The organism is Labrenzia sp. ATLA3, from assembly GCF_057180185.1.
The window spans coordinates 40,426-55,217 of the sequence record NZ_JBXUKV010000002.1; the positions used below are offsets into that span (position 1 = coordinate 40,426).

Sequence of the window (14,792 nt, forward strand, 5' to 3'; positions counted from 1 at the left end):
AATAGATCATACGTAGCGTTACGGAGTTTTATATCGATACCCTTATTGTAAAGTAACTTATTAAATTCTTCATATGTATGGAAATTACGCAGCATTTCGCACAATCAAAAAAAGTAAAACGAACGAAAACAAGATTTTAGAGTCAGTATAGGAGGTGGGAATGAGTTCGATTAAAGTCTTCATGACGAGCGTTTTCGGATTTGCGCTTTTGGTTGGTGTTGCCGATCAGGCAACTGCACAGCCGGCGTCCGGTGCGCCGAATTCCACGACCACCCTCAACGGATTGCAGTTGCCTCCGCCTCCGCAACATTTTGGGGGCAAGATCGACACGCTTGCCGAGGACTCCACCCAGTGGTGGCCTCCACGTGTTGTGCCACCTGCCGAAGCGCCGAACGTACTGCTCATTATCACGGATGATTCAGGTTGGGGCATTCCAAGCACTTTTGGCGGTGTCATTCCTCATCCGACCATGGATGCGCTTGCGGCGGACGGATTGAGTTTCACCAGCATTCATTCAACCTCGCTCTGTTCGCCCACGCGTGCCGCGCTCATCACCGGCCGAAACCATCACAATGTCGGCTTCGGTGTTATCTCGGAACAGTCGACGGGGTATCCCGGCTACAACAGCATCATCGCTGAAGACAAAGCCACGGTGGGCAGGATCCTTCTCGACAATGGCTACAACACGTCATGGTTCGGCAAGGACCACAATACGCCCGCCTTCGAGGCCAGTCAGAGCGGCCCCTTCGATCAGTGGCCGACCGGCATGGGATTTGAATATTTCTATGGCTTCGTTGGCGGAGACGCCAACCAATGGCAGCCCAACCTCTTCCGGAACACGACCCAGATCTACCCGTTTGACGGCAAACCCGGCTGGAACCTGATGACTGCGATGGCGGACGATGCCATCGACTGGGTCACCCGAATGCACCAGATCGATCCCTCCAAGCCTTTCTTCATCAAGTTCGCGCCCGGCGCCACTCATGCGCCCCACCATCCGACCAAGGAGTGGGTGGAAAAGATCAGCGCCATGCACCTGTTCGATGATGGCTGGAACAAGCTTCAAGAGACCATCTTCGAAAACCAGAAAAACATGGGGCTCTTTCCGAAAGATGCGAAAATCACGCCCTGGCCGACCGATCACATCAAGAATTGGGATGAGCTCACGGATGTCGAGAAAAAGCTCTTCATTCGCCAGGTCGATGTCTTCGCCGCCTATTCGGCCTATATGGACGACGAAATTGGTCGCCTCGTTCAGACCCTGAAGGATATCGGCGAATACGAAAATACCTTGATCATCTACATCAACGGAGACAACGGCACGAGCGCCGAAGGTGGCCTGCTGGGAACACCAAATGAAGTTGCCTACTTCAACGGGATCAACGCAATCCCCGCCGAAGAGCAGATGAAGTGGTACGACGTCTGGGGAACCGAGGAAACATATAACCACATGGCAGTCGGCTGGACGTGGGCCTTCGACACACCGTACCCCTGGATGAAACAGATCGCTTCGCAGCTCGGCGGTGTCCGGCAGAACATGACGGTCACATGGCCAGCGAAGATCACCGACAAGGGCGGAAAACGCGACCAGTTCCTGCATGTCATCGACGTCGTGCCGACGATCCTCGAAATCGCCGGGATCACCCCGCCAGAAGCTGTCGACGGCATCACCCAGGCTCCGATGGACGGCAAGAGCTTTGCCTATCTGTTCGACAAGGAAAATGCGGACGCTCCCCCTCCCCGTGACACCCAGTACTTCGAGATGTTCGGGCAGTGGGGCCTCTGGCAGAATGACTGGTTCCTTGCCACGAAGGTGAACCGCGCTCCCTGGGATGCGTTCGGCCCTGCCAATGAGGATCCCCTGAACAACCAGGTGTTCGAGCTCTACAATCTCAAGACAGATCCGACGCAAACGACGGATATTGCCGCAGAGCATCCTGATATGGTTCGGAACCTGAAAGAAACCTTCATCATGGAAGCAACCAAATACCAGGTGTTTCCTCTCGATGCCTCGGTTGGTCCGCGCGTTGCGGCTCCACGTCCAAACATCACCGCAGGTCGTGACGAATTTGTCTACACCCGGCCGATGACCGGCTTGCCGCAGGGCGATTCACCAAGCATTCTCAACAGCTCCTACACAATCACTGCGGAACTGACAGTTCCTGAAGGCGGCGGTGAAGGCATGATCCTGACATCGGGTGGCCGCTTTGCAGGCTACGGGTTCTATCTGCTGAAGGGCAAGCCCGTCTTCCTCTGGAACCTCGTTGATTTGGAAAGGATCAAATGGGAGGGCAAGGACGCGTTGTCTGCGGGGAAACACACGCTTGAGTTCGACTTCAAGTATGACGGCTTGGGTGCGGGAACGCTTGCTTTCAACAACATGAGCGGGGTCGGCCGATCCGGCACAGGCACGCTCAAGGTCGATGGCAAGGTTGTCGAGACCAAGAAAATGGAAAAGACCATTCCGATCATCTTGCAATGGGACGAAGCGTTCGACATCGGATCGGACACCCTGACCGGGGTCAATGATGCCGACTACGAACCACCGTTCACCCTGACCGCCAAGCTCGACAAGCTGACAATCAAGGTCGACCGGCCAAAGCTCTCCGAGGCAGACATTGCCAAGCTGCAAGCGGCCACACAAAAAGCAAGCGACTGACGTTTCGTCCAGAAAACCTGCCGGCAGCAACTCCGGCAGGTTGACACTGTGACGAACGATTGAGCCCTCTGGGAACCTTATTTGCGACAGACTTGCCGGCCGACATCGGGCCGGCAGACATGAAGGCAAGGAACAAAGGAGGGATCGGACGGAGGCAGGCGTCGGCTCTGCCGTCAGACCCGTCCGCCGGAAAGCGGGGTCCTCCCCCGGACCTTGAGCAGGCGTTTGCCGCTGGTGATGGCCTGGCCAAAATCCTTCTGCACCGCCAGCAGCGCCGGCACCAGCAGGATGACCAGAAACAGGCCGACACCCAGACCGTAGGCAAGCGTAATGACCGTCGGCAGCAGGAACTGCGCCTGCCGGCTGGTTTCGAACAGGAGCGGCGCCAGGCCGAACACCGTGGTTGCCGTGGTCAGCACGACCGCGCGCAGCCGGTCGCAGACGCCGTTGACGACGGCCTGCCGGAAGGGATGGTCCCTGGCGTATTCGTCGATTGTGGTCACCAGAACGATACTGTCGTTGATGATGATGCCTGCCATGCCGATGAAACCGACCACGGAGAACATCGACAACGGAATGCCGTGCAGATAGTGCCCCCAGATCATGCCAACGCAGCCGAAGGGGATGATGATCATGATCATCAGCGGCCGGGTCCAGGATTCGAAGATCCAGCACAGCACCAGGTAGATACCTGCCAGGCACAGGCTAAAGCCGATCAGGGCGTCGGAGAGGAACGAGCGTTCCTGCTCCGCCAGCCCGCTCATTTCGCTTTCAACATCGTAGTTGGCGGCAAGCTGGGGCAGAAGCTCGTTCTGCAGAGCCTCCGTCACCCGTGCGGCGGCTTCCGGATTGTCCTCCGAAACGTCGCCGGAGACGCGCAACGTGCGCAGGCCGTCACTGCGGCGCACCGAGGCAAAGCCGTAGGTGCTCTCCACATTGACGATCTCGTTCAGGGACACATAGGTTCCGGCGTCGGTGCGGACCCGCGTGGTATAGAGAAACGCCGCATCCGTCTCCTCATCCGGCAGCAGCACCTTCACCTTTGCCGTCCGCCGGCCGATCGGGAACTCGGCAACCTCGACGCCCTCCAGCCGGTTGCGAAGGACGCGCGCGATTTCATCCGTGGTGAAGCCGAGGGTTTCGCCGCGCGGTGTCAGCGTCAGGTTCAGTTCCGGCTTGTCATAGGCCAGCGTATCCTCCAGCGCGCTGACACCCTCCATGGCAGCCAGCGACTGTTTGAGGCTTTCGGCAGCGGCCTTCAGGTTTTCCGTGGAGTTTCCATAAAGCTTGACGTCGATGGCATCCCCGCCCGGGCCTGAGCGCTCGCCGCGCAGAGCCAGTGTTTCCAGAAGCGGCGGCTTTTTGATTTCCTTGCGCCAGTCGCCGATGAACTGAAAGGCCGAATAGGGCCGAAGGTCCGGGTCGAGCAGTTCAATGGAAATCCCGCCGAGCTGGTCCGCATCCTTGGTGTCGGCGCCGCTCAGCCCGCGCCCGGCGGTCGCACCAACGGTGGAGAGCGCAAAGATGACCGGATCCGCGCCGTATTTTTCGACATAGCGCTGATTGACCACGTCAAGCGCCCGTTCCATCTCCGCGATCATCGCCTTGGTGTCGTCGCGCTTTGCGCCCGGCATCATGGCGATACTGGCGGAAACCACCGCCCGCTCCGGCGCGTTGAAAAAACGCCAGCGCACGGATTTGTCCAGAACCAGCGTCAGGGACAGCGCCAGGATCATCAGCGCAAAGCCGATTGCCGGATAACGCACGGCAATCACCCAGGCAATGAACCGGCGGAACAGCTTTTCCCGGAACCATACGAAGCCCCGGTTGAACAAGCGGTTGGGCATATCGAACCAGTGCTTCTTCTTGCTGGCCTTCAGCGCGTGGTTCATGTGGGCCGGAAGGATGAGAAAGGATTCCACCAGGCTGGCGATCAACACCACCGACACCGTGAAGGGAATATCGGCCACAAGACTGCCGAAGCGACCACCGATGGCCACCAGCCCGACAAAGGCAATCAGAGTTGTGATGGAGGCACAGAAGACCGGCGCCGTCATCCGCTTTGCCGCAAGGCTGGCAGCTTCCGCCGGCGAATACCCGCGCCGGTGCAGGAAGTCGGCATGCTCGCCCACCACGATGGCGTCATCCACGATGATGCCGAGACAGATGATCAGCGCGAACACGGAGATCATGTTCAGCGTGATCCCGAAGACGTACATCAACCCGACAGTGGCAGCCATCGCCACCGGAATGCCGGCCGCCACCCAGAAGGCCGTTCTGGCAGACAGAAACAGGAACAGGAACAAGAGCACCAGGGCCAGACCGAAGATGCCGTTTTCAACCAGGATATCCAGCCGGTCGATGATCGCCTGCGACCGGGTGTTGGTGAGCTGAACGACGACACCTTCAGGAAGCGTCTGCTGGAACTCCGCGGTAATGCGCTCGACCGCCCGCTGGATCTCGATGGTGTCGCCCTGAGCGCTCCGGTTGACCCTGAGAACGACCGCCGGCATGCCCTTGTGATAATAGGCCCGGCCGCTTTCCACCCCTTCGGTGACGATGTCGGCGACAGACCGGAGTTGCAGCTTTTCCCCTTGCGAAGGCGCCTTCAGAACGATCTCGCCCAGTTCCTGTTCGCTACGCCGGGTCTGGCCCGTGCGCAGCCGTGCGGAGCTGCCTGCGACATCGCCCGCAGGCGTCGTTTCCATTTCGGCAGAGACGACGTCGGCGATCTCCGCAAGCGTCAGCCCGTGGCGCACAAGCATGTTCTCGCCGACATTCACCCGGATAATCGGGTCTTCCAACCCGCGAATGGAGACCCGTGTCACGCCCTGGCGAAAAAACACGGTCTGGAGATCTTCGGCAAAGCGGGCAAGCTGGTCGATATCGACCGGACCGTACATGACGACATCCGTCACCCGGTCGGAATAGACGCTGCGGGTGACCACCGGCTCGTCGATGCCCTCAGGCAGACTGGAGCGGGCCTGATCGACGGCGGCTTTCACCTCGTCGGTCGCCTGGCCCATGTCCCAGCCGTCCTCGAACTCCAGTTCAATGCTGGCCCTGCCCTCGCGCGAGACGGATGTGGCTTCGTCGACACCGTTGATGGCAAGCAGCTGCGGCCCCAGAATTTCGACCACAGCCCGGTCGAGGTCCTCAGGCCCGGCGCCCGACCAGTTGACGACGACGTCCACTTGCTCGCGGACAAAATCAGGAAAGAACTGCGTGCGGATCTGCGTCGAAGCCGCGAAACCGCTGATCAGCATCATGGCCAGCAGCAGGTTGGCCGCTGTGCGGTGCCGGACCATGTAGTCCAGTAACGAGGCAAATTGCGATCCGCCGGGAGAACGCATGTCGGGACACTCCAATCAGGATATCAGGCAGGACGGGACGACAGACATCAGTTGTCAGCCGCTGGTCCCACCACCATGCTCCAGCCGTTCGATCAACTCTTTCGGCACCATCGGCTTGTTCAGAAGGGCAAGCAGCCTGGCCTTGCGGTTTTCCGGCATGTCGGACCTGTTCAACTGGTCGATCAGGGCCGCGCGGCGCTCCGGCTCCAGCGCGACCAGATCACCGGAAAGGCGTGTGTCGTCACCATCAGGCGCCTGCACTGTCTCCGGTCCGTCCGTCTGTTGGGGAGCTTGTCCGTCATTGCTCCGCCTTGGCAAAACCTTGAGACCGGTGCCAAGCTGCGGCAGGCGTTCGCGCACATAATCGGCACCGAAAGGCACATTGGCCACAATAACGTCGTCGCCCATCCGGCGCAGGATCGTCGCCTTGATTTCCTCGATACGCTCGCCTTCGCCAACGATCAGCATGCGGCCATCTTCCGCCACTGCCGCCGAGGGAACCAGGGCAACACGGCTAAGCTCCGGTTCGCGCACCTCAACCTTCACGAAATCACCCGGACGCAGAACCGTGCCGGGCTCCAGATCCAGCGTCGCAAACAGCGTCCGCCCGGCCTCGCCTTCCGAAACGACAGCCGCTGCCCTGTCGATGGTGCCCGGAACCTCGATGGACCGGTTGCCCAGTTGCAGGACCGCGGTAACAGGCGCCTTCACCAGATTGCCGCTGGCATCCAGCAACCGCGAAAATTCGTCGGTCGACAGGGAAAACCTGACTTCCAGTGCCGCCGGATCGATCAGAAGGGCAAGGGTTTCGGAGGAACCGACCCGGCGCCCAAGCGTGGCGTTGACCTCCGACAGATAACCGCTGAAGGGCGCTGTCAGGGTGATTTCGTCCAGCGTCCGCCTGGCATCGTCCAGCGCAAGCCTGGCGCGCTTGACCGTCAGGTCCATGCGCTCGACACGCTTGCGCGCGGTGATGACAGATTGCAGGCGGTTGCTGAGTGATTGTTCCAGCGAAGCCACGGCCAGTTCTTCGGTTTCCACCTGTACGGCCGTGGAATACCCCTTGTCCTGCAGCTGCTGCTGGCGCTCCAGCGCCTTTTTACGCAGCTCAAGCTGGCGGCGGGCCGCTTCCAGCTCCTGCTCAGCTCCAACAATGGCCTCCGCGGACTCCGCTTTCTGGGCCTCCGCATCCGCCAGGGCCGCCTCCGCGTCCAGCACCAGAAATTCCGCGTTCGCCGGATCGATCCTGAGCAGCAGTTCGCCCTTGGCGACAGCGGCCCCATCACGAAACTTGGAAGCGACCTCCACAAGCCGGCCTTCGGAACTTGCCCTCAGTTCGAGCGTCCGCCAGCTTTCCACCTGGCCGTAGGCAGTCGTGACCGGCGCCAACGTTTGCGGTGTCAGCTCGGCGACATTGACCGAATAACTGCGCTCACGGGCTGGCCGGCGATGTGCGGTCTCTTCCGCCGTTATCGCGTTGTAAAGGCGATAACCGCCGAAACCGGCAAAACCGATCATGATCGCCATCAATGCCAGACCGACAAGTCCGCGCATCAAAAACCGCATGCGTCTCTCCACCTGAAGGCCGGGCTAGCGGGCAAAAGGGAACACCCTCAATACCGGCACCTTACGTTAGATGCCATCCCTAGCACGGTACTGGGGCGAAATTCGGAAAAGCTTGTAACGACTTGTAACCAGCGGCATCACTTTGGAGAGAACGCCGGCATGAAAAAACCCGGCACCTTTCGGTACCGGGTCTTTCCGCATCGGTTGAGGTCTGGCTTAGAACTTGTAGCCAAGACCCATGCGAACCTGCGAATTGCTGAAATCCGAGCTCACGCCGGTTCCGTTCAGGTTGAAATCCTGTTCGCCGAAGTCCTGGTAAACATATTCCAGCTTGGCGCTGATGTTGTTGGTGAGCGCTGCTTCGCCACCTGCGCCCAGCGTCCAGCCCAGGGCCGTTTTGCTGTCGGTGTCGCCATTGCCGGACACTTCCAGGTCGGCAATTGCCAGACCGCCGGCGCCGTAGACCAGGTAACGGTCGAAGGCGTAACCGACACGGCCACGGAAATTGGAGTTCCAGTCGGACTTGGACCGCAGGGTCAGACCGCCGTTGGATTTGGATTTTTCCAGATCGGTCAGGGTGAAGTCAGCTTCCGCACCGACGACGAAGTTCGGCGTCACCTGGAAATTGTAACCGGTGTAAAGACCGCCGGCGATGCCATTGGCATCCACGCCAAGCCCGGTGTTGTTGCCGGCCTTGTTGTCGAATTGGCCGAAAGCCCAACCGAGATTGCCACCGACGTAAAGGCCGGTCCAATCGATGCTCTGCTGCGGAGCCGGAACCGCCTCATAGGCCGGTGCCGGCGACTGCGGCAGATCCGCAGCCAGTACAGGCGCCGATGCGGCCGCCGTGGCTGTCAGGGCCATGCCAGCAAGTGCAAGACGTTTCATTTGAGTACTCCAGATCCACTTTATCCATTAGTGCTTTGGCCGGATAACCGCCGACCATCTTGCGAGTTGGACGGGTAAAAAGCCGCGTCCTCACTCTCCCCCAATGCTCAGATATGGAGAGCGTTTGTGGCGGATCAGGATTGAGAATGGGGAGTTTTGGTGACGAATGGCGGCAACATTCTGACAGGATGAAAGACCCGTAAAGACAATTGCAATTTGCATTCAGAAACCCCATTTGGCCGGTAGAAAGATCCTTGTCCGCGGCTTTCCCCTCACCGATCTATTGCGTATAAGGCGCCGAGTTGAACTCTGGCGCTGCCACATTGAAGCCACTCTCGACGATTGAAACCGACCCGAACCGGAATTTCGTAAATGCTCTTTGACTACATCAGCCTCGCAGGCGGACTTGTTGTTCTGATTATCGCCGGCGATGTCTTGGTCAGGGGTTCTGTTGGCATTGCGCAACGTCTCGGCATTCCCAATCTGGTCATCGGCCTGACCATCGTCGCCTTCGGCACCTCGGCCCCGGAACTCGTCATTTCCCTGCAAGCCGCCATGGACGGCGCCGGCGGTATCGCCATCGGCAACGTTGTCGGCTCCAACATCGCCAACGTGCTTCTGGTTCTGGGCATGCCCGCGCTGATTGCGGCAACGCCGTGCGGCGAAACCGGCGCGACGCGCAACGCGCTGTTCATGGTCGCCGTCACCATTGTGTTCATGGCGCTTTGTTTCTTCACCCCCATCGGCCTGACCGCCGGGGTTATTCTTCTGGCACTGCTCGGCGTCTTTCTCGCGGCCTCAACGATCATGGCGCAGAAGCACAGAAAAGAGCAGAAGGCGATTGCCGCGGCCTCCGCAGGCGCTGCCGCCGCCGAAATGCAGATCGAAGAAGACGACGGCCTGGACGATGTCGAAGACGTTCCCGATTCCGTCTGGATCGCGCTGGCCTATATCGTGCTCGGCCTGGTCGGACTGCCCCTCGGCGCCCATTTCACCATCACAGGGGCCACCTCTATCGCAACATCCTGGGGCGTCAGCGAAGCGGTCATCGGCCTGACCGTCATTGCGCTCGGCACGTCCCTGCCGGAACTTGCCACCACCGTCATGGCGGCCATTCGCCAGCATGGCGCCGTCGCCATTGGCAACGTCATCGGCTCCAACGTCTTCAATCTGCTTGCCATCATCGGCATCACCGCCGTCGTCGTGCCCATCGACGTGCCGCAGGAAGTGCTGAAACTGGATATCTGGGTCATGCTGGCCTGTGCGATCCTGCTGACAATCCTTGCCGGAATGCGCATCTGTCTCGGCCGTGTGTCCGGCGCGGTCATGACCACAGCCTATTGTGCCTACATCGCCACCGTCTATGTGCTGGGGCACACCTCCTAAAAGCCCTTTTTGCAGTCCGCTTGGCAGCAGAGCCGCGCTTCGCTGCGCCCACCTCTTTCCCTATTGCCTTGCGCGGCTTAAATGTCTGGCATGCAGGACGATACTGATTCTGAAAAAAGCGCCGTATCCGCGCCGGAGGCCGACACGGCCCCCGCACGCAAGGGCGTCGAGGTCATTGCCGACGAGGTCAAGCGCCTGCCCAACGGGCCGGGCGTCTACAGGATGCTGGACGAAAACGGCGAGGTTCTCTACGTCGGCAAGGCCCGCAGCCTCAAGAAGCGGGTCACCAGCTACACGCGCCTGCAGGGTCAGTCCAACCGGATCATGCGCATGATACTGGCGACGGCAGCGATGGAATTCGTTGTCACCCAGACAGAGCCGGAAGCCCTGCTTCTGGAAGCCAATCTGATCAAGCGCCTGCGGCCACGGTTCAACGTGCTGCTGCGCGACGACAAGTCCTTCCCTTACATTCTGGTGACCGGTGACCATGAATCGCCCGCCATCGTCAAGCACCGCGGCGCGCGCAAGCGCAAGGGTGACTACTTCGGGCCCTTCGCCTCCGCAGGTGCGGTCGACCGCACCATCAACGCGCTCCAGAAGGCGTTCCTGATCCGGACCTGCTCTGACAGCTATTACGAAAACCGCAGCAGACCCTGCCTGCAATATCAGATCAAGCGCTGTGCCGGCCCCTGCACCGGTGAAATCGATCCCGCGGATTATGCCGGTCTGGTTTCGGAGGCCAAGGCGTTCCTGTCCGGCCGCAGCCAGTTGATCAAGACCCAGCTTGCCCAGCAGATGGAAGCCGCATCCGCCGATCTGGAATTCGAGCGCGCCGCCATCTACCGCGACCGCCTGTCGGCGCTGTCGCACATTCAGGCGCATCAGGGCATCAACCCGCAATCGGTCGAGGAAGCCGACGTTTTCGCCATTCACCAGGAAGGCGGCCAGACCTGCGTGCAGGTGTTCTTCTTCCGCACCGGCCAGAACTGGGGAAACCGGGCCTATTTCCCCAAGGCCGACAAGTCCTTTGAGGAAGCCGATATTCTGGAAAGTTTCCTGGCGCAGTTCTACGACGACAAGCCCGCGCCGCGGCAGATCCTCCTCTCGCACGAGCTGAGCGAACAGGAGTTGCTCGCGCAAGCGCTCAGCGAGCGCACAGGCCGCAAGGTGGAAGTTGCGAACCCCAAGCGCGGAGAAAAGAAGGAACTGGTCGACCACGCGCTCACCAATGCGCGCGAAGCGCTTGGCCGCAGGCTGGCGGAAACCTCCAGCCAGGCTCGCTTGCTGAAAGGCGTCGCCGAAGCGTTCGACCTGGCCCAAACTCCACGGCGGATCGAGGTCTACGACAACTCGCACATCATGGGCACCAATGCTGTCGGCGGCATGATCGTGGCGGGCCTGGAAGGCTTTGCCAAGGGCCAGTACCGCAAGTTCAACATCAAGTCGGAAGATCTCGTTCCCGGCGACGACTACGGCATGATGCGCGAAGTTCTGACGCGGCGGTTCTCCCGGTTGTTGAAGGAACACGCCCGCGAAGACAAAAAGCCGGAGACGGATGAGCCTGCCCTCGAAGACGGCGAAGACAGCGATCTGGAAGCGGCCCCCGCCGACACCGGCGTACCGGCCTGGCCGGAACTGGTGCTCATCGATGGAGGCCAGGGGCAGTTGACGGCGGCGCGCGAGACGCTGGAAAGCCTCGGCATCACCGATGTGCCGCTCGTCGGCATCGCCAAGGGGCCGGACCGGGACGCCGGACGGGAGAAATTCTTCATCCCCGGCCGGCAGTCCTTCATGCTGCCAGAGCGTGACCCGGTGCTTTACTTCGTCCAGCGTCTGCGCGACGAAGCCCACCGCTTTGCCATTGGCAGCCACAGGGCCCGCCGCAAGAAGGACATTACCAAAAACCCGCTGGACGAGATCGCCGGTGTTGGTCCAACACGCAAAAAGGCGCTGCTGCGCCACTTCGGCACAGCCAAGGCCGTTTCCAAGGCGGGCGTCGACGATCTGGCCGCCGTACCAGGCATTTCCGAAGCGATTGCCAAACTGGTCTATGACCATTTTCATGAATAAGACGTCGCACCGGCCTTTCCACCCGGCTGATGATATAGCCAAAGCCAAGGAAGACTGAACGTGTCAAACCCGCTGGAAGCCGCGCTTCGGTGCATCGACGCCAAGGACTACGGCATGGCACTGGAGATCCTGACCGATCTCAACCAAGCCAATCCGCGCGACCCGCAGGTCAACCACTGGCTCGGCGTCATCTACCTGACCCACGGACACGCGGACCGGGCAATCGACCATCTTCAGGCCGCCGCAAAGGTTGCCAAGAAGGAGGCAGTTATCTTTGCGACGCTGGCGGACGCCCTCACACTCGACAACCGCTTCGAGGAAGCCCTGCCCCATGCGCGCAAGGCTGTCGCCCTCGACGGCAAATCCGAATTCGCCCAGCGCACCCTGGGGGAGATCTACGCCAGGCTGCGGCGTCCCGTCATGGCCGAACATGCCTTCCAGAACGCGCTCGCCATCAACGAAGCATCGGCCATCGCACATTTGGCGCTCTCGCGGCTGAAAGTCTCGCTCGGCAAGATGGACGAGGCGGAAACCCACTTTCGCCGCGCGCTGGAGCTCGCCCCGGAAGAACCTTCCGTTCTGATCAGCGCAAGGGATCTCTCCGACATTGGCCTGAAAAGGGAAGCGCTGGAAAAGATCGAGCCCCTGCTGAACGATGCGGACCGGCCTCTGTCGAAGGTCGAACGCGCAAGGCTTGCCTTCACCGCCGGCAAAATCTGCGACGACACTGGCGACCTTCCGAAGGCCTTTCACTATCTCGGCCTGCATCGCAGCGACCTTTATGGCCACTATGATGCTGCCCGGCAGGAACGCCATATCGACAATTGCCGGGAGGTCTTTTCAAAACAGTTCTTCGAGGACCGCAAGGACTTCGCCCTCACCAGCGACAGACCCGTCTTTGTCTTCGGCATGCCACGCTCGGGCACCTCGCTGGTGGAGGCCATCCTCTCTGCCCACCCAAAGGCAACGGCTGCAGGCGAACTCAGCTTCTTTGACGAGCAGATCAACGGCCTGACATCGGGCCAAACAGGTGAGACTGCCTTTTTCGACGCCGCCAGGGCGCTCGACCGCAAGACCGCCCAGCGCATTGGCCGCAAGTACCTGACGATGCTCGACGGATTCAGCAGGAAAAGCGCCCGCGTGATCGACAAGATGCCGCAGAATTTCGAGCATCTGTGGTTGATCGCCCTGCTGTTTCCGAACGCGCATTTCTGCCACGTCAGCCGCAACCCGGCCGACACCTGCGTCTCGATCTACATGACGCCCCTGCCCGGCAAGCACGGTTACTGTGAAAGCCAGCAATCGCTCGCCCACTATTACGGGCAGTACAGAAGACTGATGACGCATTGGCGCGATGTGCTGCCAGTTGCAATACGCGACCAGTCCTATGAGGCCCTGGTGAGCGATCCTGAACACGAACGCCCGGCCCTGATTGCCGACACCGGGTTGGCCTGGGACGATGCCTGCCGCCATCACGAAGCTAACGAGGCGCAGGTCTTCACCTTCTCCATGACCCAGGTCAGACAACCCATTCATACCGGGGCCGTGAACCGCTTCGAAAAATACCGGGACCACATCGGTCCGCTGCTGGAAGGCTTGTCCGGGCTGGACGCCTGACACCGCGAGACTGCACCTCTAAGGCGCTTCCTGCAGTGCTCGGGAGCAAACGGACCTGACCTGGGAGCAAAACAAGTCGCACCTTCCGCACAGTCCGTGTTAAGCACATCCGCCTTCTCATGAAATCGGACCCAGGCTGCCATGTTTCGAAAGCCCCAGGCTAAACCGCGTTCCCTGCTCCACAGCGCATTGTCCCTGATCGGTTGGTGCGGCAGCCTTGGCGCCATTGCCGTCAGCGTGCTGGGTCTGCTGGCGTTTCTGGCGCCGGACGTCTGGATTGCGGACAACATGAGCTTCTTCCTGCGGCAGTTTCTGGCTGCCGGCCTCGCAGGCTGTGTGGCTGGTGCTGCCGGTTTTCTGGTCCGGCACCGCTTTCGTTTGGTCTACCGTGTAATCTGGCTCCTGGCCCTGGCGACGTTTCTCAGCCTCGCCGGACTGACCGGCGCGCGCACGCTTGCCAACACCAAGCCCCTTGGCCCGGCCGCTCCGGGGGACCGCCCGCTCAAGATCGTCTCCATCAACCTTGAACACCTGTTCCTCGGAGACAAGGTTTTGCAGGCCTTTCTGGAAAAGGAGCAGCCGGATGTTGTCGTCTTCCAGGAAGTGCTGTGGTGGCTGCAGGAACGTCGCTGGCAGCACCTCGGCCTACCGATCGGCGGCGCGGGCCAGAACGGCTTTCCCCAATACATGAAAGTCGGTGACCTGGGAGGCCTTGCGGTCTATTCCCGCTTTCCGCTGTCATCGGAAGAAACCCGCGTCATTTCCGGCGAAGTGCCTCCCGGGGCCAACGTCTATTACGACGGTGACAGGGAGCTTCTGTCACTCTCCCTCGACACCGGCGCCGCGCCCTTGCATCTGCTGGTCATTCATCCCGACAGCCCGCGCTCGAAGGCCCGCTGGGAGAACAAGCGCCGCTATTTCGATGAGGCAGACAGCGTCATCGACACCCTGAAAGCCACCAACGGCACCAACATTCTGGCAATTGGCGACTGGAACAGCTCACCGTGGTCTGCAAGGTTCCAACAGACCCTTTCGCGCAACGGTCTGAAGACCGCCTATCCGGATGGCTGGCCCCAGACAACGCGCTTTTTCTTCGACTACAGCCTGCACTGGATCCTCGGCGCTCCCGTCGACCAGTTTGCCGTCTCCAAGGACATTCAGGTCATCAACGTTTCTCTTGGGCCCGATATCGGCTCCGACCATCTGCCGCTGATCGTGGAGATCGCTCAAACCCCGGCAAACTGATTTCTGCA

At 60.4% G+C, this 14,792-nt stretch carries 8 protein-coding genes; 5 read left to right on the plus strand and 3 right to left on the minus strand.

Features of this window, described 5'->3' with window-relative positions; genetic code table 11:
* Positions 1–160: 160 nt before the first annotated feature.
* Complete coding sequence (locus AC2A6O_RS04705) at positions 161–2,659, plus strand: arylsulfatase (RefSeq protein WP_498925957.1); 2,499 nt, start codon at positions 161–163, stop codon at positions 2,657–2,659.
* A 173-nt stretch (positions 2,660–2,832) separates the two neighbouring features.
* Here AC2A6O_RS04705 and AC2A6O_RS04710 read toward each other — a convergent pair whose 3' ends face one another.
* The 3 genes from AC2A6O_RS04710 to AC2A6O_RS04720 form a co-directional block, all read right to left on the minus strand.
* Complete coding sequence (locus tag AC2A6O_RS04710; protein WP_498925958.1) at positions 2,833–6,012, minus strand: efflux RND transporter permease subunit; 3,180 nt, start codon at positions 6,010–6,012, stop codon at positions 2,833–2,835.
* A gap of 54 nt (positions 6,013–6,066) precedes the next feature.
* Entirely contained in the window at positions 6,067–7,578 is a 1,512-nt protein-coding gene (locus tag AC2A6O_RS04715) for an efflux RND transporter periplasmic adaptor subunit (protein WP_498925959.1), read from the minus strand.
* Between the two features lie 216 nt (positions 7,579–7,794).
* Positions 7,795–8,466, minus strand: a complete 672-nt coding sequence (locus AC2A6O_RS04720) for an outer membrane protein (protein WP_148585842.1) — start codon at positions 8,464–8,466, stop codon at positions 7,795–7,797.
* Positions 8,467–8,838: 372 nt separating this feature from the next.
* On the opposite strand from AC2A6O_RS04720, the gene AC2A6O_RS04725 reads away from it, so the two are divergent.
* The 4 genes from AC2A6O_RS04725 to AC2A6O_RS04740 all read left to right on the plus strand — a co-directional run bounded on the left by AC2A6O_RS04725 (position 8,839) and on the right by AC2A6O_RS04740 (position 14,784).
* Positions 8,839–9,852, plus strand: coding sequence for a calcium/sodium antiporter (locus AC2A6O_RS04725; RefSeq protein WP_498925960.1), 1,014 nt, complete (start codon positions 8,839–8,841; stop codon positions 9,850–9,852).
* 90 nt (positions 9,853–9,942) lie between these two features.
* On the plus strand, positions 9,943–11,922 hold the full coding sequence (gene uvrC, locus AC2A6O_RS04730; protein ID WP_498925961.1) for an excinuclease ABC subunit UvrC: 1,980 nt from the start codon (positions 9,943–9,945) through the stop codon (positions 11,920–11,922).
* Between the two features lie 60 nt (positions 11,923–11,982).
* Positions 11,983–13,539, plus strand: coding sequence for a tetratricopeptide repeat-containing sulfotransferase family protein (locus AC2A6O_RS04735; RefSeq protein WP_498925962.1), 1,557 nt, complete (start codon positions 11,983–11,985; stop codon positions 13,537–13,539).
* A 141-nt stretch (positions 13,540–13,680) separates the two neighbouring features.
* Positions 13,681–14,784, plus strand: a complete 1,104-nt coding sequence (locus AC2A6O_RS04740; RefSeq protein ID WP_498925963.1) for an endonuclease/exonuclease/phosphatase family protein — start codon at positions 13,681–13,683, stop codon at positions 14,782–14,784.
* Positions 14,785–14,792: the final 8 nt, after the last annotated feature.